Origin of the sequence: Vibrio sp. 1F279, assembly GCF_041439815.1 — a bacterium.
Lineage (GTDB): Bacteria > Pseudomonadota > Gammaproteobacteria > Enterobacterales > Vibrionaceae > Vibrio > Vibrio tasmaniensis_A.
Map to the genome: position 1 here is coordinate 145,684 of NZ_JBGOOU010000003.1, position 22,346 is coordinate 168,029.

Sequence of the window (22,346 nt, forward strand, 5' to 3'; positions counted from 1 at the left end):
AGGTTACGAGGGAACAAAGTGCCAAACCTCATCACATAGAGTGAAAAATATCGCTTACATAGGGTGAGTTTAGAATGAGTTTTGTTATATTCCAATTTTCTTGTGATCTTACTATTTTCTTGTGATCTTGCTATATATCGAATCTAATTAAAGCTTTTTACCTGAGCAAGAAGTTCATACCTGGATCGTAAGTTTAATTTACGAAGTAAGTTTGATGAGTGAGTCTTCACTGTGTTGATACTGACGTGTTGCTGAGATGCTATCTGAGAGTTCGACAGCCCTTTTAGTATCAATGAGCAAGTATCCCTTTCTTTTTTTGTTAACTCTTTATAATTAACTATATTTTCACAGGCTGATTCATAGTTGGTTTCATTGCTTTGATAAGAAGAAACCAGTTTATTTAACACTGACCTTGGAAACCATATCTCTTCTTGATAAACAGATAAAATTGCTTTCGATATAAACTCAAAGTGCTGATCTACTTGCCCCGAAAAACCTTTTTCTAGCCATACTGTAGATGTATTGTCATTCACATTGACAGCTAACCAAAATTCATTTCTTTCATGTAGGATAAATCCGTATCTTTTGGGGCATGGCATTGTTTGAATATCAAATAAAACAACCGTTTCAGGTTCGAGTTTCGGTACTTGCATAAAGCATTGGGAGTGAGAGATTTGCGCACTAGGAATAGATACCGCAAGTAGGTCTTTTATCACCCTATAGTATGAATTATTGCGGGTAAGAACATGAATGTCTAACGCGAGTTCAGAATCAACTTCCATGATTGACCTCTCTATTTACTCATACAAAAAATCTTTAATAATCGGTAGGTTAATGAGGAGTTATCCCACAGAGTCTAGTTAAATAATATTAGTATTGATTAAGTATTATTCAATGCAATTGATGTGATATTCGTTTTAATCATTGATTTTACGAGTAATATAAGGGGATAAAATAAAATGCGCACCAATGGTTTCATACTTTAGTACCGTAAATGGTGCGTTTGTTAAAGGAAGGGACTAGCGTTTCAAATCGATATAGATTTGCTCTACTTTGGTACGAGCCCAATCTGTTTTACGCAAAAATTTTAAACTTGATTTAATGCTTGGATCTTTTTTGAAGCAGTTGATATTTACCATGTAACTCAACTCTTCCCAACCGTAATGTTCAACCAATTCAGTCAGCAGCTTCTGTAGAGTGATACCGTGAAGTGGGTTGTTGTCTTGTGTCATGAGATGTTCTCGCCATTTATTTGAGTTAAGTATACCAGTTTCGCCTTATGAATTATCCGACCATTTGAGTTCGTAGTCGGTGTGGATAATCGAAAGCTCTTCTCTACCTGTATTACCAAATAATTTAACCTGATTCTGCATCCATTCTTCGAAACGTTTTATCTTTTCTCGATGGAAGTAACCTGGAGGCGCGCATAAAAAGTAATTGTATTTAGGCTTCAGCGCGATGTTTCCGATTCGCACCAATTTCTTTTCCTGTAAATAGCGATACACCAAGCTGTGCTTAACAAGCGCGACACCTTGAACGGATAGTGCACCTTCTAACACAAAATGAGAGCCATCAAATTGCAATGATGTGCGGCCAGCTTTTACTCCTGCGACTTGTAACCAGAGATTCCAATCCATATCAGGCCAACGGTCTTCAATGAGTTCCGCTTTATGCAGATCGTCGATGTCATAGATACCATGTTTCTCTTGATAAATAGGGTGGCAAACCGGGTAAATGACCTCGTCCATCAACCAACGTGATTCGATGTTTGGGTAGTCTCCATGACCGTATCTAACGCAGATATCGACATTAGAATCTTCAAATGTGACTAGCTTATTGGTCGGCTCAATTAGCATGGATAGATCAGGGTGGCGACCGCGAAAGTCGCCAATTCTTGGTACGAGCCAATGCTGAGCAAAGGAAGGCACGGTAGAGATCGACAGTTGAGTAGGGTTAGGATCTTGGTTGATTCGTCTCACCCCATCTTGAATATGAGCAAAGCCTTTCTTCGCTTGCAGGTAAAGCACTTCACCTTCATGAGTGAGTACTATTTTTCGGTGTTGGCGAATAAACAGATCTGCACCTAACCACTCTTCAAGTTGGCGAATCTGTTGGCTGACGGCAGCTGCCGTGACAAATAGTTTCTGTGCGGCGACTTTAAAACTGCCAGTTTCAGCCGCCGTGTAAAAATAGTAGATCCCTTGGAATGGTGGGGCTCGTTCTCTCACATTAGTTTTCCTTAACTGAATGCCAGTATCTATCGTTTGTCGATGTTGCTCTGTTGATTAATTATCGACCATAACAAAACAAAAGATCAACAGGAGAAAGGCTATGAATACGATCACAGCAACAGCAAATACCAACCATTCATTTTTTTCATCATTATCAATTAAGAAATTCTATTCTAAATTAGGCCTGTACTTTCAAAATCGTAGAACTAGAAAGCAGCTGTCTGAGCTACCCGATTATTTACTGAGAGATGTCGGGATTACGTCGGAACAAGTCGAGAAAGAACTGAAGAAGTCATTTTGGGAGTGATTCGAGGCAACGTAGCTTTTAACTCGACGTTGCTTTAACTCAACATAGTTTTGTCGGTGTCGGGAGGTTTACGTTACCGTTCTATGTTGAGTTAGGTTTATGGTTTATATAAAGAAGTGGGAGATGAGATTTAACTCTCCAATAGCTCGTTTACTTCTTCGTGCAACCAATTGGTGAACGCGGTAATACGCTCTTCTCTCGGGGAGTTAGGGTCAAAGCATAGGTTGACTTGAACCCCAGGTGTCATGCCTATATCAAAGGGCTTCACTAGCAAGCCGCGTTCGATGAAGTCACCAGCTAAGCTGTCTGTTGCCAAGCAAACCCCATGTCCCGCCATGACAGTCGTTAACCCCATATCAAAGGTACCGACTTCCATCCACTGAATGGTGCTGCTTTGAGTCGATATGTTTGCTTGCCTAAACCATTCCTCCCACGGGAAACAACCGCTATCAAACTGAATCAGCCAACATTTGAGGAGTTGTTCAGGTGATGTGAAGTTCAAAGAGTTTGCGAGTTCAGGGGAACAAAAAGGGTAAACCGGTTCGTTGATTAGCATCTCAAGAGTCAAGCCTTCTTCAACGCATAGATCTTCGCCTTGTCGAATAGCAACATCAATCTCGCCATGTTTTAAATTTGGGGTATCACACCCTGTTAGTATCTTAATTGGGATCTCTGGGTGCTTTACCGAGAACTTCCACAGCCTAGGTAGTAACCAACGAGAAGCAAAAGAAGGGGGACTTCTAACAACAAGCAGCCCTTGAATAGGTTCTGATTGGATCTTGTTTAACCCCAGCAGAACCTCTTGAAATCCATCAGAGACATGTCTAAAAAGTGTGTGCCCTTCATGCGTCAAAGTCATTGCACGCCCCTTACGAATAAAGAGCTTACATCCAAGCTGTTCTTCTAACTGTCGAATCTTCTGGCTGACGGCTGCTTGAGTGACGAACAGCTCTTCAGCCGCTTTGCTGTAATTGCTCAAGCGAGCCGCAACTTCAAAGTAACGGAGACCTGAAAGGTGACGCAGTCTATTGTCCATAATCTCAGCTTATAGTTCTTGTTAATAATGGTTGTTCGATTATCGAACAGGTTGTTTTCATAATAGCGATAGAACGATGGCGAGCACAAGAGAGAAATTATGGAGTTATTAATCAATTTGAAGAGTTTTTTCGGTTATAAAATCTTTAAAAACAAGGTAATGGGAGTCAAGATTGACGAGACTAAATCTAATAAGGTGTTATGTGTAGAACAGTTAAGTCATCGAGTAAAAGAGGATTTAGGATTAAGTAGCGAGAACAACAATGATTCAGACTACACCAAATATTTATAACCTTTTGTTATCTTAAAGGAGTCGCAAGGGTTCTTTGTGAGGAAGGTCTCTTTGGGGTAGCTCTATCTAACTATTCCATAATAAACACTGAGAGTATTTCTATTTTATTCGCTACTAAACTAAATGCTTAATTTGAACTTTTGTTGTCTTATATTTGAGACTGTGGTGGTGATTTATATAGAAACAACAGCAGCCTGATTTATATCCTTACTTTATCTAATGGATATAAAACAGACAGTTATTTGGGTGCTGAATAAATTGGGAGTTAGATTCTATTTTATATTGGACGTTATTTTCGTATTTAACCAACTGAAAATAATATATTTTAATTACTATCGATATTGATAGCGGTAGCAATCGTATTACCTTCAAATACCCCTCGCGTATAAAACTTGAACAACTCATTTATCAATTCTATATCTGTAATGTTGAGCTTTTCTGTATCTCCTAGGTTTTCTATTGGGCTATATATGGGGAATAGAAAGGCGAAAGGGTGGGGGCTGTATGAGATCTATTTCAAGAGGTTCAGAACGTAACCGCTATCGAAGCGGTCTAAAATCCAAAATAAAAGGCATCGCTATTATCGAGTTTACGATCGTGGTGAGCCTGTTTTTTGCGCTTTTTTTGACGGTTGTTGATCTTGGTATATATGGGTTTGTTAAATTGACCATGCAACATTCGGCAAGAGAGGGCGCAAGATATGCCATCACAGGTCGTTCTGACTTGGATCCTGACTCATCGAGTGATCGCGAAGCGGCAATCTTAGAAAAAATTTCTCAATCGTCGAGCGGTTTACTCGACAAAGTGATGGATGTTCAAAACATACGTGTTGAGGATGTCTATGGCAATGCAATCACCGGCTTTGGTGGTTCAGGAGACATTATTTCTATTCACCTTGATTGTGAGTGGCCATCTGTAAATCCCTATATGTATGTTTTGCTCGATGATGGAAAGTTCAAATTTACCGTTAGCGCAGCGATGAAAAACGAAGCTTTTTAAGGAGGAAAAGGATGTTTCCTTTACAGATAAAAAAATCCGCAGAGAAAGGGTTTGCGGCAATCGAAATGACCTTAATAGCACCATTATTTATGTTGCTTATTGTTGCTGCTGTCGATATCACGCACCTCATTCAAGCCAATCACATCATTATCAGTATCAGTCGAGAAGGTGGGAACATTATTTCTCGGAGTAATACTGACACTCCCCAAGAAGTGATGGACATCATTGCGACGACATCGGGAACATTGGACTTAACGCAAGACGGTGTCATTTACATTACCGAGGTGGTTGGGCAAGAAGATGCTTCCCCCTACATTAAAAGTCAATATCGATGGAACCAATACGGATTAAGTAAAAATAGTGCTATTTGGTCTAGTTGTAGTAATTGGGCAAATGATGGGGAGTGTTCTGATGTGGATTCAGATGATCCTCCGCTCATAAACAATCTAGCCGTTGCACTTGATGACGGGGAGATCGTTTACAGCGTAGAGGTATTCTATGACTATTCACCTATTTTTAGTCGAGTATTCGACGAGGAATATATTCTGAGCGACACAACATATATGTAGGGAGGTCAAAATGGATAAGGGAACCCTAATCAAATATCGTTATAGTCGGGGGTTAGTGGCTTTGATGTCAATCATCGCACTGCCTTTTATTTTGTTAGTTGTTGGACTTTCAGTGGATGCTGGACGTGCTTATATTGTTAAGTCTAAATTATTTGCGGCGGTTGATGCCGCGAGCATAGCAGCCGCAAGAGCGGTCGCTAATGGCGAAGATGCTGGCCGTGCGGCAGCTCAAAAATATTTTTCAGCCAATATCCCCGCCGACTTTTATTCAGCAACGCCTAGCTTAGGTGCAGTGAACTTCGCATATGATTCTTTTGGTAACATCTCCATAGATATTTCGGCCACAGCGCAAGTGCCCACTATCTTTTTGCCCTTGATAGGGTTAGATACATTTAACCCTGGTGTTTCCGCACAATCCATTCGTCGACCTGTAGATCTAGTGTTAGTGATTGATAATACAACCTCCTTGAGACTGGGGAGCATCGGTGATGTAACACAAGATGTTATTGATCGGTCTAAGTCGTTCGTTGAAAATTTTCATGAAGGATTTGATCGAATTTCATTGGTCAAGTTCGCTTTTGGAGCTGAAGTCCCTGTGGGGTTCAATGCGACGCGTGGACATAGTCGGAGTACCATCAAATCTGAAATTGACAGTTTTAACTTTGGTAGCACCTCAAATGCCCAATACACCAATGCATCGGAAGGGATGTATCGAGCTCTGAATGAACTTAGAACGGTGACTGATCCTGCCAACTTGAAAGTGATCGTGTTCTTTACTGATGGAGCGCCAAATACCTTTGCTACGACGTTTGATTTCGAAGGGGGGGGAACTCACACTGGAGCCATAAGATCGAGCGACGGTAGTAGTGGTAGGCCTAGAGGTCTTTGGAGGCATGATACGATTGCTACCACTTTACCAGGCGGTTACGAGGGGCGAGATATTGATGACTATATCAGCGAAATTCCTGAGCACTACACAGCCCATGATACTAATGCCACTGAATTCAAAATTTTAAACCCGACTCATGCGGTGCGCCCAGTGGCGCAATATGCCCCTAATAGCCATTCAGCAAATGATTTGTATACCAGAGTGAATCGGGTTGCTCGTAATCTAGTTGAAGACATCGCGGAAAAGGCTAGAACGGAAGATATTTATGTATTTACGTTGGGTTTAGGCTCATCACTTACATCGGCAACTGGACCTGATAGTGAGTTTGGTGAGGACTTATTGTTACGAATGGCAAACTCTAGCGCGCTTTTAGATGATCCAGATCTGAGTTCCGACTATGATCCCGCTCAGCTTGAAGGGGTGTATTGCCATGCGATTGATGAGGAGGCGTTAGGCCCTTGCTTTGACAAAATGTTGGATGTGATTATTCGTTTAACATTATAGCGTTATTCTAGAGTCTACTTATTTCTTCTAAATATTGTTCACATAAGCATATCATTCAGAACTAGATAAAATAAAAAGAGGGAGCTGTTCAGCTCCCTCTTAGTGCTGTCGTTTATAGTTATACTGCTAACTGCTAACTGCTAACTGCTTTTTAGCTTTGTTAGCGTTAGCAGTAATAACAGTAACGGTTACTCTTCCCAAACCACTAATTTATCTTTCGGCCAGTTATGACCGATTTCATGGTATTTCTGCTCAAGGATATGTCGCTTTATCTTGAGAGTAGGGGTAAGTACACCGTTGTCGATGCTCCACGGTTCCTTGATCATCAGCACGCCTTTGATTTTTTCATGCGAGGCTAACTGTTCGTTCATTTTTTCAATGACACGTTTACTTGTTCTTTCATAACGAGCTCGATCAAAATTAGGGAAGTCATGTGGTACCACGAGTAGGATAGGACCAGGTAAGCCTAAGCCGATCAAACACATCATTTCTACGCGGCTGTATTCAAACAGTTTGTTTTCGATTGGCACTGGAGCCACAAACTTACCTTTCGCAGTTTTAAAGGTGTCTTTTTTACGTCCCCGGATCGTTAGGTAGCCCTCGCTGTCGATATCACCAATATCGCCAGTATGAAGCCATCCCTCAGAGTTAAAAGACTCTTGGGTGGCTATGTCATTTTTGTAATAGCCAGAGAACATACCTTTGCTTCGAACCAAAATTTCTTCATCTTCTGCAATTTTGAGTTCGATGCCCGGACCAGCATTACCCACAGTACCAATTTTGTCGGCTCTAAACGGGTGATTAATCGTGCTGTAGGCGAAAGACTCTGTCATTCCCCAAGCCTCGGTAATGTGTAGACCAACACTCTCATACCATGCGAGTAGAGCCGGTGATACCGGAGCTGAACCACATCCCAAAACGCGGGCTTGATCTAACCCTAGGCCATCAGCCAGTTTCTTCTTAATGATGTTGTTGATAAACGGAATCTTAAGTAAGAAATTCAGTTTCTTCTGCGGAAGCTTATCTTGGATTCGTTGCTGGAACAGAGTCCATAAACGAGGAACTGAAATAAATAGAGTAGGGCGATGCATTTTCACATCATCAATAAAGGTATCTAAAGACTCCGGGAAAGCAGTGACTATACCGCCCATTACCGATGAGCCAAAGATGTAAACGCGTTCTGTAATATGGGCAAGCGGTAGATAAGAGAACAAGCGATCGCCGGGTTGGATACCAATATGATCGATCAACCGTTGAACTGACCACGTAAAGGCGCCGTATGTGAGCATCGCGCCTTTTGGTAGCCCTGATGTACCCGAAGTATAAACAAGCGACATTACTTTATCATCGTGATGCTGAGGACGCTTGGTTGAGGGTTCATGGGTATCGATGAGTTGTTCGAAAGTATGTTGGCACTTCGCTGCGCTATCGTAGGGAAGTGAGATACTCACCAAGTTTGGATTATCATCCAGTACTATTTGAGTGGCCTTAGGATCGTCGAGTTTACCCGCAATCACAATTTTACTTTCACTGTGTTCAATACAGTACTGTATGGTATCGGCACCCGCTGTTGGAAAGATTGGGACGCTGACAAAATCTCCTAACATCATGGCAAGATCGCAGATAAACCATTCTGCACAGTTTTTCGATACGAGAGCGACTCGATCACCGGGTTGGGCTCCGAGTCCTTCTAATGCTGACGCCAGTTTCAGTGCTTTGTCGGCCACTTCTTTATAAGTAAACTCAACAAATTGGCGGTTAATAATTTGCTTTAAGTAGACTTCATCTGGGCGTTCTTCTGCCCATTTTAAAATCATGTCATTGGGTGTAGGGAGAGCTGTTGCTTGTTCTTGGCTAAACTCGTTAGGCTGAATCATTGTCTAACTCCATGTTTTTCGCTAAGTTATTTTTGTTAAAATCATGTTAAATGTACCATGGTTTTTTCTTTTAGGGAGTAAAATTAGCGTTTATGCTCTTTGTTTTCCGTTATCTGTGCAGGCTCGCCTGTAACTTGCAGGCGTTACTCCAGTCCGTTTCTTAAAAATTCTCGAGAAATATGACACATCCTTGTATCCACATTGATAGGAAATGACAGCAATTTTTGATTCGGTATCTGCTTCGATTAACTTTTTGGCAAGTAGAATGCGTTTATCGCACACGAAGTCTCTAAAGCTTACTCCAAAGTGTAGATGAAACTTCTTAGAAAAATAGGTGGTTGAACAGTGACATTTCTCGGCGATCTCTGTTTCTCTGATTTCTTTGTTGATGTTGTCCATCACAAAGTTAACGACTTCGGATGTGAAGGCTTTTACAGGAAGCTGGTTGTTGTTGTTTGTGTCTCTGTCGATATCGAAGTGGGACTCGAACATATGCTGTGTTTTAGCCTTAAGCTCTTCGAATTGACTGGTCAGATGATTACTGTTTGTTTCTATGATAAAAAATATATTCTTATGATTTCGAACGATATTAGGTAACGGGTCAGAGTAAATAATGACAATTCTTTTGTTCAAATTTTCGCAAATAGATAAAGCCATGGTAAGTAGTTGGATTTTATCTGAGCTATTCAATATGAAAAATACCAATCTTACATCTAAGTTACTGATTATAGATATGTCTTGTTTGAAGTTTTTAATAGAAAAATAGTGGCCTATTTTATTAATAATAACGGAGTTGAAATCACTATCTTTGTCCGACAATAACGGAGTTACTATTTTTATATGAATATAATCTTCGTTTCATATCGGTTTTTTTGTCTAAAAACAACCGAATAACAAGTAATAGTAATTAGATTAGAAGTACCACAAGAAAGTGCAAGTAAATGGCAAAATAATCCTAACCTAATATATCGTTCAGCTCTAGATTTAGTTTACAGGTAAATAAAACCTGATACGTAAATCAAGGAGAGATTCTTATGAATAACCTATTGAAAAATATTAAAGAATTTATGAATGATGAAGAAGGTTTAACGGTCATCGAATATGTGATCGGTGCTGCTATGCTCGTGTTAGGGTTGACAACCATATTCAGTGGAATTGGTAATGTCTTGTCAGCGAAACTCAGTGCTATTGTTAATGCTATTAGTACGACAACAGCCCCGTAGACACTATGAATAAAAAGGGAATTAGAAAGCAGAAAGGACTAACTATTGTCGAGTACGTTATCGGTGCTGCTTTACTTGTCATTTTTGCTTGGGCCATATTCTCTGGTATAGCTACAGCCTTATTCAGTAAGTTCATATTAATTGTGTCAGGTATATAAATGAATGATAAGTGAATCTCTAGTTTTTTGGGTGCTATTAATTATTGTTTCAGTCTTCGATGTGAAAGAAAGTCGGATACCGAATAAGGTGCTGATTTTATTCGTATTGCTGTACTTTATTTTATTGATTAATGGCGGATTTTCTTGGGATTCACTTGTTATTTCTTTGATGGGGGCTATTACTCTTTTCTTCTCAGGGCTTTTTTTATATTTATTAAAAGCAATGTCTGCTGGTGATGTCAAGTTTTTGGGTGTGATAGGTCTATATGTTGGATGGGGAAATCTACTTGATACTTCTTATTATATTCTCATTTCCTCAGGGATAATCGCTACGTTTTACTTGCTCTATAATAATGCAAACAGTGAATCTCTGACCGTTAGAAACTATTTTGAAGAGAAATTAATGTTAGTTAGTGGAATGTCAACTAGAACAAAGAATTTGTCTACGGTTCATTCTAGGTATTCAAATAAGGTGACGATGCCTTTCGCACCTTCAGTTGTTATAGGCTTAGCGATGTATAGCTATTTTACGTAATTTAAATTGAATTATTATTCGATGTGTTGGAGAGAGCATATGGATATTAGTGGGATACCGTCCCCGAGTAATTTAAAGCCTCAAATATCAGCACCTGTGGTTCCTACATCCATTGAAATGCTTGGTGTACCTGAGGTTGTGATTGAAAATTTATTACTCAAACACCTGTCCGCTTACCCTAAGTCAGATGTCTTGGATCTATCTAACTATTTGTGTGTGGTTACGCATATTGTAGAAAATGGACTTGCGGTACTTAGACAAAAATCATTCATTGAAGTTTTTCAACCAACTTCAGCTTTAACGTTAGACTCATCTTCACACAGCCATGTCCGTTATTCACTGTCTGAAAAAGGCATAGAAGAAGCTGATTTAGCTTTCACTCGAGATGCTTACTTAGGACCCGTTCCCGTATCTCTTTCTCAATATAGCAATATTGTTAATCAACAAGATTTACGTTCTGAATTAGTGACTCGATCGCATGTTGAAGCGGCTCTTAGTGACGTCTACGGAGTCGACAGAATGATATCAGTGTTGGGACCTGCAATTAATTCCGGCAGGGCTCTACTTCTTTATGGGCATGCTGGTACAGGTAAAACGTTTGTAGCAACACGTATCGTCAATGCTTTGCATACTTCGGTGTTTATCCCTTATGCCGTTTACGCCTTCGGTAATATTATTAAAGTTTTTTCTACGCAACATCATAAACCGCTAGACAGTAACGGTAGTGAAACATTGGTTTCTCTCAAGGAGCAGTACGACAAGCGTTGGCTCAATTGTGAAAGACCCAATATCCAGGTGGGTGGAGAGTTGACCATGGATATGCTCGAAGTTAATCATTCTGAGAACAGCCGAGTTTGGCTAGCGCCTTTACAAATGATGGCAAATAATGGGATTTTGGTTATTGATGACCTCGGGCGTCAACCAATGCCAGTGGACAACCTCCTTAATCGCTGGATTGTACCTATGGAGCACTACTTCGATTACTTATCGTTACCGAATGGACAGCAAGTTACGATGCCATTTGTGCTCACACTCGCTTTCTCTACCAACTTAAACCCGGATAAGATCAGTGACCCAGCGTTCTTGCGTCGGTTGGGTTATAAAATTGAATTTAAACCTCTTTGCCAACGAGACTATGAAGCTTTATGGATGAGTGTCGTTTCTGATAAAGGGGTAGAACTTCAAGATGGTTTTTTTGAGCGATTGTCTCAAATGCACACGCTATACAAAGTGCCGCTTTTCCCTTGCTTACCTAAAGATCTCGCTGGTATTAGCAAAGATATTCTTTCATTTGAGCAACTCCCGCCAGTTATTACTTTCGATATTCTTTCCATGGCATGGGAAGTCTACTTTACCTCTGATGGACACGAGGAAGAAAATAATGAATAAGAGTCAGGTATTCCTATTGTTTTTACTGTCCGTAGTATTCGGCTTAGCGGCTGTATTTTTTGCTAAGCAATGGATGGATAACCAAGTTCAACCGACGATTGAAGTTGAAGAGGTTGAACGTCACCCGGTTGTAGTCGCATCTCAAGAAATTGAAGCTGGAACCGTAATTGAAGATCAGTACTTAACGACGAAGCTGATGGAAGTGGATTGGATCAATGAAAATAATTACTCAGATCAAAACGAGCTAATTGGAAAAGTTGTCGCCAATACTATCTACGCAGGAGAGGTGCTTCATAAGTTGCGCTTTACCGTTCCTGGTGAAGGTTCAACACTCGCTGCGTTGATTCCTGAAAATAAGCGAGCAGTAACTATTCGAGTCGATGATGTTATTGGTGTGGCAGGGTTTCTATTACCAGGAAACAAGGTCGATATTCTTAATACCGTTTCCTATGGCAAAAACTCTGCGGCGACTCGAACAGTGTTGAAAGATATTAAAGTGTTAGCCGTAGACCAAACAGCAAGAACCAAAGAAAACAGCCCTATCATAGTTCGAGCGGTAACACTTGAGGTGACCCCAAAAGATGCAGAGAAGCTTCTTACGGCGAAGAGCAAAGGCAGTATTCAGCTTACCTTAAGAAACCCTCATGAGGTTGATAAAAAAGTCGTTCGTCGATACGTGCCTAGACCCAGTGTCACCATTATCAAGGGTACGGAAACATCCAGTGTGCGCGTCAAGGATTGAGGTGAGATATGAGAATTATATTAGCGTTATTTTTGAGCCTGATTTGTTTTTCGACCGCAAGTGTTGCTGCATTGCAAACGGGAAAAACAGTGACGGTTCCACACCATAAATCTACACATGTGGTGTTATCAGGCAAAGCGAGCAAGGTTTCACTTGGTGATCCTGATGTTTTGGATATCGTAATTTTAAAATCTAACGAAGTGTTTTTGATTGGTAAAAAGTTAGGTGCGACAAATCTGATGGCTTGGGATTCACGAGGACAGTTGATTGAGTCGATTAATATCGAGGTCACTCATGACTTAAATAGTTTGAAGTCCAAGCTGTATGAGTTTCTTCCTGATGAGACTATAGAGGTTCACAGCGCGCAGAATCGTTTGTTACTGAGTGGGCAAATTAGCAACCAACAGAAGATGAATGTTGCCATGCGAATTGCTGAAACTTACGCAGCAGGGCAAGCTGCAGACGACTCTAAAGAGAGTGGTAGTGAGCAAGTTGCTGCCACCGGAGTCATCAATTTAATGTCGATTGGTGGCGCTCAACAAGTCATGTTAGAAGTGACGGTCGCCGAGGTTCAGCGAAGCTTAGTGAGAAAGTTCGATGCCAATTTCCACTTCTTCCAGACCAGTGGCTCTAACTTTTCATGGGGTGCATCATCGGTTCCTGCTGGTGTATTAGGGGCTACGCCTGTCTTTGATATTCCAACCTCTACTGATTACGGGATTTTAGGCTCGTTCATTGATAGTAATACCCTGTTTACATTCGCCCTGGATGTAGCAAAACAGAATGGTGTAGCGAAAGTATTAGCTGAACCTAACTTAACCGCATTAAGTGGATCTAAGGCTGAGTTTTTAGCGGGTGGTGAATTCCCTATCCCTGTGCCAGATGAAGATGGTATTACGATTGAATATAAAGAGTATGGGGTCGGTCTGAAATTTATCCCAACGGTTCTGAGTGATAAAAAGATCAATCTAAACTTGGCTGTGGATGTGAGTGAAATTGCGAACAGCAGTTCATTGACTATCGACCCTGGTTCGACGAATGCGACGTATTTCATCCCTCCAATCACACGTCGAAGTGCCTCTTCTACGCTTGAACTTGCGGATGGACAAACTATTGGAATTGCGGGGCTTCTGAGTGAAAACGTGCGGGACGTCAGTAACAAAATGCCAGGTATTGGGGATGTGCCAATTTTAGGTCAGCTCTTCAATAGTCAAGAGTATGTATCTGGCGAAACAGAGCTTGTCATTCTTGTTACGCCTAGGCTCGCTAAACCCGTAGACAGAAGCAAAGTCACACTGCCAACTGATGCCTTTGTTGACCCGAATGACCTGGAATATTACTTGTTAGGTAGAAGCGCTTATATTGCTGAGCCTTCTGATTCTGAAGACAACAGTAATGTAAGTTCTTCTAAACCTATCACACCAACTGATGGTGGTAGTGAAGGTTCATTCGGTCATGATTTGTAAGGAGATAGATATGATTAGAACAATGATGGTCTTTCTCGCACTGGTATTAGTTGGTTGTGCGAATGACGCGCCTTTAGGGCAGTCGGTTGTTCAGTTGAAAGTGGAACAAACGTACAACCCGAACGCGACTCAAGAGAACTTGGAAGTTTTACCTGATGGGACTGGTGAGCGTATGCAAGCTAGTTATGACAGCTATGTGGGCAAAGGTGATGAGGATCTTTCCGGAAATAATAGCCAGGTTTTACAAAGCTTTAATTAGCGTGGAGGTACTTTATGTCGTATCAAGTATCAAATAGTCCCAAGAAGCAGGGAGGTTTGGTGGTCATCTTTGTGACCATTGCGTTACTCGTATTCCTTGCGGTGTCTGCTTTGGCGGTGGACATCAACCATATGCTAGTGAATAAAACGCGCTTACAGAATGCGGTTGACTCCGCTGCATTGGCTGCAGCCACTATATTGGATAACAGCAAAGACCAGGCTGCGGTATCTGCAGAAGTTACATCAACATTGAATGCTATGGCGGGAGCTTCTGGTAATCATGAATTTAATTTTTCTACAGCAGTGGTAAGTGTTGAATACTCCAATGACCCTCAAAGTTTTGCGGGGACAACTACGTTTGGTGCTGATGATGATGTTTATGTTCGCGTTAATGTTAGTTCACTGGATATGGATGAATTTTTCATTCAGATGTTTGGTTTAGCTAAAGATGTATCGGCAACAGCGGTTGCTGGGCCTAGTTCTGGACTGCAAGTCGTCAACAACATTGTACCTATTGGAGTATGTATTGGTGATGGAACTTCAGATAATGACATCAATGAAGACGGCTATGATGATGCGACCGGTGAAGCAATTACCAATGTATTTGGCTATGAAGTAGGAACCGTTCATGCTCTAAAAGTGGGTGATAAAAAACTGTCACAAATGGGGAATGGTAACTATCACTTGCTGGACTTTGGGTCTGGGGGAAAAACAGTAAAAGAGGCGTTGGCTGGTTATTACGACTACTCCGTAGCTATTGGCGATAGTGTCACTACCAAGCCCGGGGGAACTGTCGGCCCCACTGCTGATGGGTTGAACACTCGCTTTGGTGATTATGGTGGTGGTTTATCAAGTTCAGCTTATCCTTCTGATTATGTCACTACCGAGCCTAACTCCCAAATTAAGATAGATAAAAAAACGGGCGACATTAATTTTGATGGCTCTTATACCTATGCTCAATATGAGTCAGACACAAACGCATGTATTACAAACAATGGTTCGGGTTGTGTTTCTGGTGGTACAGCATGGCGACGCATTCTTCCAATTCCGATGGTCGATTGTTCGGGTAAAAGTGGTGGAGTAACCAGTTTTACCGTGCAGAAAATAGGGTGTTTCTTCTTATTGCAAAAGGCACCAAGTAACAATTCAGGAACCCCAGCAGTATTTGGTGAGTTTATACATTCTTGTAGTGTCGCTGGTGGCTCTGGTGGTTCTGAATCATCAACTGAAGGTCCATACAAAATTGTTTTGTATAAAGACCCTGATGGGGGAGGCTCTTAGTTATGAATAGGAAATTAAACAAGCAGCAAGGTCTCGCAGCTATTGAAATGATGATTGCAACACCAGTTTTATTGTTTTTCTTAGTGTTGGTTCTTGAGTTGGGAAACATTCTAATTCATTACAATGTGATATCTAAATCGGTTCAAAATGGGGCTCGATACGCAGTTAGCGAAGTTTATGGAACACAAGGTGGAGCATTGGCGCCGACTGCGGAAATTCAAAACATCGTGGTTTACGGGAAAAACACGGTAGGTACAGCCATACTTTCTAGTCTTGCAACTTCTGATGTGGTTGTTACTCCTCCCACTGCGGACAGTTATGTGAGAATAACGGTGAATTATGAGTATGTTCCTCATTTCTTATCTGTCCCATTTTCATCTGAAAGTTTATCAATTCCCTTGAGTGTGTCGTCCGTGATGAGGGTTTTTTGATGGAGTCAATCAAGAAACATAGCGGTTTAGCCATCATCGAATTTACGATTGTTTCTTGGTTGGTGTTTTTGCTGATTTTTCTGATTCTAGCTTTAGGGGCTTACGTATTTTCATTGCAGATTGTTAATGAGGCGACCAGAAAAGCAGCTAGGTTAGCGACCGTTTGTTACGTGCTAGATCGCGATAACATTGCGGGGGTTGTCGTAGAAGACATACCACTACTAGGCTTTAGTGATAGTAATTTGGAGGTCGCGTACTTAGATGCTTCTGGCGTTGAAATTACTTCTGATTTCGAAGCGAACCTGAGTGCGATCAAGTTTGTTAGAGCAAGAGCTATAGGTTATGGCATTCAACTGATCAGTAACCTAAGCTTTTTAGGGGCCAATGGTTTTCTTACTGCCCCTGCGTTTGAGACAATTTTACCAGCTGAGAATTTGGGTGTGATAAAGGCTGAAACAAATACTAGGACAAGGTGTCCGGAACCAGTACAGGGTGGGTAGTATGGGCGAAGCAATTGATATTTTACCAAGTGAAGACGATGCGATTCGCCTTAAAACCAACTTGAATGTATGGCTTATCTATAGCAACGAAAAATTTCATGCACATATGAGACAGCAATTAAAACGCTGTCGAAATGTTCATATCGACTCTTTTTCTTTGCTAGGTATGACTGAAGAGTATGTGAAAAATATAGATGCTCCCGATCTTATTTTTGTTGAAGCAAGTGGTGGTTGGGCTCAGAAAATGGTGGATCTTCAAAGCTACAACCTACAGTTAGAAGAGCATGATTTATCTTTAGTTGTGTTTGGTGATGAGAGTGATAACGGCTCATTGAAAATAGCGCTAAGACTTGGTGCTTCTGATTTTCTATCTCATGACATTTCAATTTCAGGTCTTTTACCGCTACTTAAGAAAACTGCAGCGGAGAAAATTGAAAACTCTAGTTATGGTGAAGTGTTTTTATTTATCAATACTAAAGGTGGTATGGGGGCGACAACCTTAGCGCTCAATACAGCCGTAGAAATAGCAAGTTATCACCCGAATGAGGTGCTGTTGCTTGATATTGATCTCCAGTTTGGTGTTATTCCAGAATATTTGAATATCACGCCGTCCTACAGTATTTCGGATGCCATCGACAGTTCTAATGATTTGGATGAAATGTCGTTAGGAAGTTTAGTGAACAAGCATACATCTGGGTTGCATGTTTTAAGTTTCAAGCATGAAAACAACGCGGATGATTATGAGCACGCCCAGAAAATTGGAAAGTTATTACCTGTACTACGCCGTTTCTATCGCTACATTATCATTGATTTCTCTCGAGGCTTGGATCATATCTTTGCTTCGGCTATCTCCCCTGCGACTAAGGTGCTACTTGTTGCTCAACAAACCTTAGTGTCTGTTAAAAACAGTAACCGTTTGGTAAGAACGCTGAAGTTTGAGTACGGATTACAACAAGATGCAATAGAGATCATCGTAAATCGTTATGAGAAACGACAAACCATTAAATTATCGGATATAGAACAGACCGTTGGAAAGCATGATATCCATTTAATGCCTAACGATTTTAAAGTGGCACTAGAGAGTGCCAATTTAGGTCAGCCTTTGGTTGAGTCAAAAAAGAAGAGTTCGATTACACGGTCGATCATCGATTTATCTCACATCCTCTCTCCTCCGGAACAAGAAGAGAAGAGTTGGCTCAAAAAGATATTTTCATAGATTGTTTGTTCTAAGCATATAGATGAGGGATCGTTATGTTCTTTAAACGAAAAAATATAAATCCGGAGTTTGAAAAAAAAGCAGAACAATTTTCGCAGCAGGAGAGCGAAAACGTTGCTGCCTTTCCTCAAGGTGATGCTAGTGATTCAGTTGCTTTAAAAGGGCTAGATGCCAGAGAAGAACAAGAAAAATCGGTTAATGAAGCAAAAAAAGTCTTAGAACAAGAATTATCAATTAAACACCATTTCCATAAGCAGCTCTTAGAAACACTCGACCTTGGTTTGCTTTCTAGCCTTGATAAGGAGCGTGCTAAAGTCGACCTCCATGAAGCGATTGTTCAGCTAATGGCTGACGATCAAAGTCATGCCCTGAGTGCTGAAGGTCGAAAAAGAGTTATCAAGCAAATCGAGGATGAAGTGTTTGGACTGGGGCCGTTAGAACCGTTATTAGCAGATAAAACGGTATCCGATATTCTCGTGAATGGACCTAAGAGTGTGTTCGTTGAGCGAGGGGGGAAATTGGAAAAGACACCCTATACTTTCTTAGATGACCGACACCTTAGAAACATCATTGACCGTATTGTTAGCCAAGTGGGGCGTCGAATTGATGAGGCTTCTCCAATGGTGGATGCTCGATTGGCCGACGGTTCTCGTGTGAATGCGATTATCCCACCTCTTGCTTTAGATGGCCCATCGGTATCCATACGACGTTTCGCTGTGGATAGCTTAACTATGGATAATTTACTGGAGTATAAATCAGCCTCTCCACAAATGGCTAAGTTTGTGGAGGCTGCAGTGAAAGGTGAGCTTAATATCTTGATTTCAGGAGGGACGGGGTCAGGGAAAACAACCACACTGAATATCTTTTCTGGTTTCATTCCTCGAGACCAACGAATCATTACTATAGAAGACTCTGCCGAGTTACAACTTCAACAACCCCATGTTATTCGCCTAGAAACCCGCCCTGCTAATTTAGAAGGGAAAGGGGAGATTAGTCAAAGAGAATTGGTAAAAAACACCTTACGTATGCGACCGGATCGAATTGTGGTTGGTGAGGTGCGTGGTAGCGAAGCTGTCGATATGTTAGCGGCTATGAATACTGGTCATGATGGATCTCTTGCCACTATTCACGCCAATACCCCCCGTGATGCTCTAAGCCGTGTTGAGAATATGTTTTCGATGGCTGGTTGGAACATTTCTACCAAAAACCTCAGAGCGCAGATTGCTTCTGCTATCCATTTAGTTGTGCAGATGGAGCGGCAGGAAGATGGTAAGCGCCGTATGGTGAGCATTCAAGAGATAAATGGTATGGAAGGAGAGGTCATCACGATGTCTGAGATCTTCCACTTTCAGCGTCAAGGTGTCGATGAGCATGGCAATATTTTAGGTTATTACACAGCAACCGGTGTGGTGCCTCAGTCTCATGACCAATTGGTGAAGCGTGGTCTTGATTTGCCGTTTGAGCTCTTTACCGAATCACATAGCTGAGGAGCGGATTATGGATAGCGTAACAGTTTCATTGGTTCTATTGTTTGTTGCGGTGTTGTTTATTTCACAAGCCTTATTATTGCCAGCTGCCGGAAAAAAAGCTAAGCACAAAGAGTTGACTCGTCGCTTAAAAGAGACACAAAGAAATATTGATGAAGAGAGTTTGTCGCTCTTAAAAGATCACTACAACAAAGAACTATCACCACTTGACCGGAAGTTGATTGTCATTCCTTTCTTTGCAGACCTAAAACGTATGCTGGAATTGGCGGGGCTGAAGATCACTTTAAGTCGCTTCTTATTGATTGTGTTCTTGTGCGCCACTTTGTTGGCTTTGGTTGCTTTAGTATCAAATCAAGTGTGGTTCATTTGTGTAGCGGCTTTTGTCTTTGCTTGGGTTGTTGCTTACTTGTTTGTTCAAAACAGAGTGACATACAGAATGGCACGATTCGAAGAACAGTTACCAGAAGCTTTGGATATTATCAGGAGAGCTTTACAAGCAGGTCAGCCATTGGTTCAGTCTTTCAATGAGGTGGGTGAGGAGATGCCTGAACCTATTGGCGTTGAATTTAAGAACACCTACAACTTGTTGAACTACGGTTACGATTTGAGGCTCGCTATTATGCAAATGACAGAAAGAGCACCCACGGTTTCGATGTTGGCTTTTTCTAGTGCAGTCATGCTGCAGAAAGAGACTGGGGGGAATCTCTCTGAGAATCTGCAAAAAGTATCTGAAGTACTGAGAGCGCGTTTTAAACTAGAAAGAAAAATCAAAACTCTCTCTGCTGAGAGTCGGCTTTCTGCCTGGATACTGACTCTTTCTCCCTTTGTTCTGTTTTTCGGCCTTAAATTCGTAAACCCAGAATACATAGAACCTTTGTATACCGACCCTAGAGGAATATCGATGGTCAGTATTGGGGTTATTTTGTTGGCTATTGGGGCGTTGTGGATAAGAAAAATAATAAATATCGAGATATAGATTATGGAATTCTTTGATTTAGATGTATGGAAGCAAGCACTCTCTGAGTTCGGGATCAGTAGCCAAGCCTTACTGTACGGGATGATCTTGCTGACCACTATGTTACTGACCCTCACGCTTGGTTTTCTTTTTGTAGGCACTCGCTCCCCGTTGGATAAAAAGCTAAAGCAGATATCCAGTGGTCGTCATACGAGTAGTCGAAAACCTTACGATTTTACCAATACGTTAGAGTCGTTAACGCCATTTATTGGACGAGGGAATAAAAAAGACAACGAAACTTACTCAGAAAAACTCATGCATGCCGGATACCATGGAAAAAGTGCGCTTTCTGTCTTTTATGCTTTCAAAGTACTTTCAGCCCTTGTCGGGTTTGTTTGTGCATTTATGGTGTTTTATTTAGCGATAGGGGGCAGTTACAACAACTTATTGATCGTGACTTGTATCTTTGTCGGTACGTTTTTACCCAATTTTATATTGAGTAAAATGCAAAAAGATAGACAGAGAAAGATCAAGAATGGTGTACCAGATGCTCTTGATCTGCTGGTGGTTTGTACAGAGTCCGGTCTTGGTTTTAATGCTGCGCTAGGACGAGTTGCTAACGAACTATACATTTCACAGCCCGAACTTGCCGATGAGTTGGATACTGTTTTTGCCAAGATACAAGCAGGTGTCACCATGCCAGATGCTTTGAGTCAGCTCGTTGAACGAACGGGACTTCATGAGTTAGACGGACTCGTATCCTTGCTGTCTCATGCCTCAAGAATGGGGGGGAGCTTGGCGCAAACTTTACGAGACTATACCGAAGATTTTCGAGATAAGCGGCAACAAGCTGCGGAAGAAATTGCAGCAAAAATACCCACTAAGATGTTATTTCCTATGTTGTTATTTATTTGGCCTTGTTTTTTTATTGTTGCCCTAGGACCAGGGATGATGATTGTTATGGACGCATTGAGTGCGCCAGGAGTCGGTTTATGATGCTAATGAATAGAATGGTTTTACTTTTACTGCCGTTATTAATTTTAGGGTGTGCCTCTTCTGATGAACCAACCAATCAGTTTGATGCCGAGTTGTATTCGGGGAAGCCAATTGACACCTTAACCAGTGACGATCCCCCTGTCAGTGAAAAAGAAGCCATTATGCGCGGTGATGTAGCTTTAAGGGATAACAATATCGATTTAGCTCTTTACGAATACATTCGTTCTCTGTCTTTTCCTGAGCAAGAGTTTCACGATAAAACGTTGTTTACTATCGGCAGGATTCATTTATCGAGAGGCAACTATGCACTGGCTGAAAAAGCGTATCTGGCGGCATTAGATTTTAACCCGGCGCATACGGAAGTGCTGGAGCAGTTAGGCGTGTTATATACCAAACAGCGTCGTACAGATGAGGGAAGAAGCTATTTCTTTAAAGCGATCAATGCAGACCAAGTTCGTTTAAAAAGTAGTAGCACGATTAAAAACTACCAAGCGTTAAATCAAAGTGAAGTAGCCGCTTTGAAGGTTGACAGTATGTCTCCTGCATCAGCCTTTATGGGTATTGGCGTGCTGGAAGATGTCGATGGAAAACATCAAATCGCACAAGAATACTTTAAAAAATCGCTTACTATCGATAAGACATCAGTGAAAGCTCTACTGAATATGGGGTATTCCCATTACATGTACGGTAACTACAAAGAAGCGTATCAATATACTCGTTCGGCTTTAGAGATAGAACCGAACAATGAAAAGGCTCAAAACAACCTTGCGCTCATTTATTTGGCATCAGGTGATGTGAAAAAAGCGATAAATGTGTTTATGCGTCATATGGATGCACCTGAAGCTCTGAACAATGTAGGGTATTTTTTAATTATTCAAGGTCGACCAGATGAAGCCGTTCCTTACCTTCAACAAGCTATTGATAAGAAACCCTCTTATTACAAAATCGCCAATGAAAATCTGAATAGAGCGCTATCAGAGGTAAGAGAGATGAAGCAATAACTACT

Annotated in this window: 24 protein-coding genes; 18 read left to right on the top strand and 6 right to left on the bottom strand. The window is 41.2% G+C overall.

Features of this window, described 5'->3' with window-relative positions:
• Nucleotides 1-143: 143 nt before the first annotated feature.
• The 3 genes from ACED60_RS03715 to ACED60_RS03725 all read right to left on the bottom strand — a co-directional run bounded on the left by ACED60_RS03715 (nucleotide 144) and on the right by ACED60_RS03725 (nucleotide 2,228).
• Complete coding sequence (locus tag ACED60_RS03715; protein WP_102257755.1) at nucleotides 144-782, bottom strand: helix-turn-helix transcriptional regulator; 639 nt, start codon at nucleotides 780-782, stop codon at nucleotides 144-146.
• Between the two features lie 237 nt (nucleotides 783-1,019).
• The gene (locus ACED60_RS03720; RefSeq protein WP_012604684.1) at nucleotides 1,020-1,232 is read right to left on the bottom strand and encodes a VF530 family DNA-binding protein; all 213 of its coding nucleotides are present in this window, start codon (nucleotides 1,230-1,232) and stop codon (nucleotides 1,020-1,022) included.
• A gap of 45 nt (nucleotides 1,233-1,277) precedes the next feature.
• Entirely contained in the window at nucleotides 1,278-2,228 is a 951-nt protein-coding gene (locus ACED60_RS03725) for a LysR substrate-binding domain-containing protein (RefSeq protein WP_102582438.1), read from the bottom strand.
• Nucleotides 2,229-2,331: 103 nt separating this feature from the next.
• Here ACED60_RS03725 and ACED60_RS03730 point away from each other — a divergent pair, with 103 nt between their 5' ends.
• Complete coding sequence (locus ACED60_RS03730; RefSeq protein WP_017060829.1) at nucleotides 2,332-2,538, top strand: DUF1127 domain-containing protein; 207 nt, start codon at nucleotides 2,332-2,334, stop codon at nucleotides 2,536-2,538.
• Nucleotides 2,539-2,668: 130 nt separating this feature from the next.
• Here ACED60_RS03730 and ACED60_RS03735 read toward each other — a convergent pair whose 3' ends face one another.
• Nucleotides 2,669-3,574 (bottom strand): LysR substrate-binding domain-containing protein, encoded by a 906-nt coding sequence (locus ACED60_RS03735; RefSeq protein WP_102257757.1) that lies wholly within the window; start codon nucleotides 3,572-3,574, stop codon nucleotides 2,669-2,671.
• 795 nt (nucleotides 3,575-4,369) lie between these two features.
• On the opposite strand from ACED60_RS03735, the gene ACED60_RS03740 reads away from it, so the two are divergent.
• From ACED60_RS03740 to ACED60_RS03750, 3 genes are read left to right on the top strand one after another with little or no spacing between them, the layout of a single operon-like run.
• On the top strand, nucleotides 4,370-4,864 hold the full coding sequence (locus ACED60_RS03740; RefSeq protein ID WP_371694927.1) for a TadE family protein: 495 nt from the start codon (nucleotides 4,370-4,372) through the stop codon (nucleotides 4,862-4,864).
• An 11-nt stretch (nucleotides 4,865-4,875) separates the two neighbouring features.
• Nucleotides 4,876-5,433, top strand: coding sequence for a TadE/TadG family type IV pilus assembly protein (locus ACED60_RS03745; RefSeq protein WP_102582441.1), 558 nt, complete (start codon nucleotides 4,876-4,878; stop codon nucleotides 5,431-5,433).
• Between the two features lie 10 nt (nucleotides 5,434-5,443).
• Nucleotides 5,444-6,826, top strand: coding sequence for a vWA domain-containing protein (locus tag ACED60_RS03750; protein ID WP_371726959.1), 1,383 nt, complete (start codon nucleotides 5,444-5,446; stop codon nucleotides 6,824-6,826).
• A 188-nt stretch (nucleotides 6,827-7,014) separates the two neighbouring features.
• Here the strand turns inward: ACED60_RS03750 and ACED60_RS03755 are convergent, their stop codons facing one another.
• Together ACED60_RS03755 and ACED60_RS03760 are read right to left on the bottom strand one after the other, a co-directional pair.
• The gene (locus tag ACED60_RS03755; RefSeq protein WP_009847504.1) at nucleotides 7,015-8,703 is read right to left on the bottom strand and encodes an AMP-binding protein; all 1,689 of its coding nucleotides are present in this window, start codon (nucleotides 8,701-8,703) and stop codon (nucleotides 7,015-7,017) included.
• A gap of 90 nt (nucleotides 8,704-8,793) precedes the next feature.
• Nucleotides 8,794-9,543: a helix-turn-helix domain-containing protein gene (locus ACED60_RS03760; RefSeq protein WP_371727015.1), complete on the bottom strand. Its 750-nt coding sequence runs from the start codon at nucleotides 9,541-9,543 to the stop codon at nucleotides 8,794-8,796.
• A gap of 194 nt (nucleotides 9,544-9,737) precedes the next feature.
• On the opposite strand from ACED60_RS03760, the gene ACED60_RS03765 reads away from it, so the two are divergent.
• The 14 genes from ACED60_RS03765 to ACED60_RS03830 all read left to right on the top strand — a co-directional run bounded on the left by ACED60_RS03765 (nucleotide 9,738) and on the right by ACED60_RS03830 (nucleotide 22,341).
• Nucleotides 9,738-9,926 (top strand): Flp family type IVb pilin, encoded by a 189-nt coding sequence (locus tag ACED60_RS03765; protein ID WP_009847502.1) that lies wholly within the window; start codon nucleotides 9,738-9,740, stop codon nucleotides 9,924-9,926.
• A gap of 162 nt (nucleotides 9,927-10,088) precedes the next feature.
• Entirely contained in the window at nucleotides 10,089-10,619 is a 531-nt protein-coding gene (locus tag ACED60_RS03770) for a prepilin peptidase (RefSeq protein WP_009847501.1), read from the top strand.
• A 39-nt stretch (nucleotides 10,620-10,658) separates the two neighbouring features.
• Nucleotides 10,659-12,008 carry an ATP-binding protein gene (locus ACED60_RS03775; RefSeq protein ID WP_371726960.1) on the top strand — a complete coding sequence of 450 codons (1,350 nt, stop codon included), beginning with the start codon at nucleotides 10,659-10,661 and terminating at the stop codon, nucleotides 12,006-12,008.
• Complete coding sequence (gene cpaB / locus ACED60_RS03780) at nucleotides 12,001-12,750, top strand: Flp pilus assembly protein CpaB (RefSeq protein ID WP_009847499.1); 750 nt, start codon at nucleotides 12,001-12,003, stop codon at nucleotides 12,748-12,750. The genes ACED60_RS03775 and cpaB overlap by 8 nt, the downstream gene beginning before the upstream one ends.
• Before the next feature lie 8 nt (nucleotides 12,751-12,758).
• The gene (locus ACED60_RS03785; RefSeq protein WP_102257765.1) at nucleotides 12,759-14,216 is read left to right on the top strand and encodes a type II and III secretion system protein family protein; all 1,458 of its coding nucleotides are present in this window, start codon (nucleotides 12,759-12,761) and stop codon (nucleotides 14,214-14,216) included.
• A complete protein-coding gene (locus ACED60_RS03790; RefSeq protein WP_032555265.1) occupies nucleotides 14,206-14,475 on the top strand; it encodes a hypothetical protein in 270 nt (89 codons plus the stop codon). The genes ACED60_RS03785 and ACED60_RS03790 overlap by 11 nt, the downstream gene beginning before the upstream one ends.
• Nucleotides 14,476-14,489: 14 nt before the next feature.
• Entirely contained in the window at nucleotides 14,490-15,755 is a 1,266-nt protein-coding gene (locus ACED60_RS03795) for a Tad domain-containing protein (protein ID WP_009847496.1), read from the top strand.
• 2 nt (nucleotides 15,756-15,757) lie between these two features.
• Nucleotides 15,758-16,186, top strand: a complete 429-nt coding sequence (locus ACED60_RS03800) for a TadE/TadG family type IV pilus assembly protein (protein WP_009847495.1) — start codon at nucleotides 15,758-15,760, stop codon at nucleotides 16,184-16,186.
• The gene (locus ACED60_RS03805; RefSeq protein WP_009847494.1) at nucleotides 16,186-16,686 is read left to right on the top strand and encodes a TadE/TadG family type IV pilus assembly protein; all 501 of its coding nucleotides are present in this window, start codon (nucleotides 16,186-16,188) and stop codon (nucleotides 16,684-16,686) included. The genes ACED60_RS03800 and ACED60_RS03805 overlap by 1 nt, the downstream gene beginning before the upstream one ends.
• Nucleotide 16,687: 1 nt before the next feature.
• The gene (locus ACED60_RS03810) at nucleotides 16,688-17,902 is read left to right on the top strand and encodes an AAA family ATPase (protein WP_009847493.1); all 1,215 of its coding nucleotides are present in this window, start codon (nucleotides 16,688-16,690) and stop codon (nucleotides 17,900-17,902) included.
• Between the two features lie 35 nt (nucleotides 17,903-17,937).
• On the top strand, nucleotides 17,938-19,389 hold the full coding sequence (locus ACED60_RS03815; RefSeq protein WP_371726963.1) for a CpaF family protein: 1,452 nt from the start codon (nucleotides 17,938-17,940) through the stop codon (nucleotides 19,387-19,389).
• Between the two features lie 10 nt (nucleotides 19,390-19,399).
• Nucleotides 19,400-20,365, top strand: coding sequence for a type II secretion system F family protein (locus tag ACED60_RS03820; RefSeq protein ID WP_009847491.1), 966 nt, complete (start codon nucleotides 19,400-19,402; stop codon nucleotides 20,363-20,365).
• Nucleotides 20,366-20,368: 3 nt separating this feature from the next.
• Entirely contained in the window at nucleotides 20,369-21,340 is a 972-nt protein-coding gene (locus ACED60_RS03825; RefSeq protein WP_371726964.1) for a type II secretion system F family protein, read from the top strand.
• Nucleotides 21,337-22,341 carry a tetratricopeptide repeat protein gene (locus ACED60_RS03830; protein ID WP_371726965.1) on the top strand — a complete coding sequence of 335 codons (1,005 nt, stop codon included), beginning with the start codon at nucleotides 21,337-21,339 and terminating at the stop codon, nucleotides 22,339-22,341. Before ACED60_RS03825 ends, ACED60_RS03830 begins: the two co-directional genes overlap by 4 nt.
• Nucleotides 22,342-22,346: the final 5 nt, after the last annotated feature.

Bases quoted from the DNA above. Each gene is read 5' to 3' on its own strand.
- ACED60_RS03715 (WP_102257755.1), bottom strand. From the start codon at position 782: ATGGAAGTTGATTCTGAACTCGCGTTAGACATTCATGTTCTTACCCGC.
- ACED60_RS03720 (WP_012604684.1), bottom strand. From the start codon at position 1,232: ATGACACAAGACAACAACCCACTTCACGGTATCACTCTACAGAAGCTG.
- ACED60_RS03730 (WP_017060829.1), top strand. From the start codon at position 2,332: ATGAATACGATCACAGCAACAGCAAATACCAACCATTCATTTTTTTCA.
- ACED60_RS03735 (WP_102257757.1), bottom strand. From the start codon at position 3,574: ATGGACAATAGACTGCGTCACCTTTCAGGTCTCCGTTACTTTGAAGTT.
- ACED60_RS03740 (WP_371694927.1), top strand. From the start codon at position 4,370: ATGAGATCTATTTCAAGAGGTTCAGAACGTAACCGCTATCGAAGCGGT.
- ACED60_RS03745 (WP_102582441.1), top strand. From the start codon at position 4,876: ATGTTTCCTTTACAGATAAAAAAATCCGCAGAGAAAGGGTTTGCGGCA.
- ACED60_RS03750 (WP_371726959.1), top strand. From the start codon at position 5,444: ATGGATAAGGGAACCCTAATCAAATATCGTTATAGTCGGGGGTTAGTG.
- ACED60_RS03755 (WP_009847504.1), bottom strand. From the start codon at position 8,703: ATGATTCAGCCTAACGAGTTTAGCCAAGAACAAGCAACAGCTCTCCCT.
- ACED60_RS03765 (WP_009847502.1), top strand. From the start codon at position 9,738: ATGAATAACCTATTGAAAAATATTAAAGAATTTATGAATGATGAAGAA.
- ACED60_RS03770 (WP_009847501.1), top strand. From the start codon at position 10,089: ATGATAAGTGAATCTCTAGTTTTTTGGGTGCTATTAATTATTGTTTCA.
- ACED60_RS03775 (WP_371726960.1), top strand. From the start codon at position 10,659: ATGGATATTAGTGGGATACCGTCCCCGAGTAATTTAAAGCCTCAAATA.
- cpaB (WP_009847499.1), top strand. From the start codon at position 12,001: ATGAATAAGAGTCAGGTATTCCTATTGTTTTTACTGTCCGTAGTATTC.
- ACED60_RS03785 (WP_102257765.1), top strand. From the start codon at position 12,759: ATGAGAATTATATTAGCGTTATTTTTGAGCCTGATTTGTTTTTCGACC.
- ACED60_RS03790 (WP_032555265.1), top strand. From the start codon at position 14,206: ATGATTTGTAAGGAGATAGATATGATTAGAACAATGATGGTCTTTCTC.
- ACED60_RS03795 (WP_009847496.1), top strand. From the start codon at position 14,490: ATGTCGTATCAAGTATCAAATAGTCCCAAGAAGCAGGGAGGTTTGGTG.
- ACED60_RS03800 (WP_009847495.1), top strand. From the start codon at position 15,758: ATGAATAGGAAATTAAACAAGCAGCAAGGTCTCGCAGCTATTGAAATG.
- ACED60_RS03805 (WP_009847494.1), top strand. From the start codon at position 16,186: ATGGAGTCAATCAAGAAACATAGCGGTTTAGCCATCATCGAATTTACG.
- ACED60_RS03810 (WP_009847493.1), top strand. From the start codon at position 16,688: ATGGGCGAAGCAATTGATATTTTACCAAGTGAAGACGATGCGATTCGC.
- ACED60_RS03815 (WP_371726963.1), top strand. From the start codon at position 17,938: ATGTTCTTTAAACGAAAAAATATAAATCCGGAGTTTGAAAAAAAAGCA.
- ACED60_RS03820 (WP_009847491.1), top strand. From the start codon at position 19,400: ATGGATAGCGTAACAGTTTCATTGGTTCTATTGTTTGTTGCGGTGTTG.
- ACED60_RS03825 (WP_371726964.1), top strand. From the start codon at position 20,369: ATGGAATTCTTTGATTTAGATGTATGGAAGCAAGCACTCTCTGAGTTC.
- ACED60_RS03830 (WP_371726965.1), top strand. From the start codon at position 21,337: ATGATGCTAATGAATAGAATGGTTTTACTTTTACTGCCGTTATTAATT.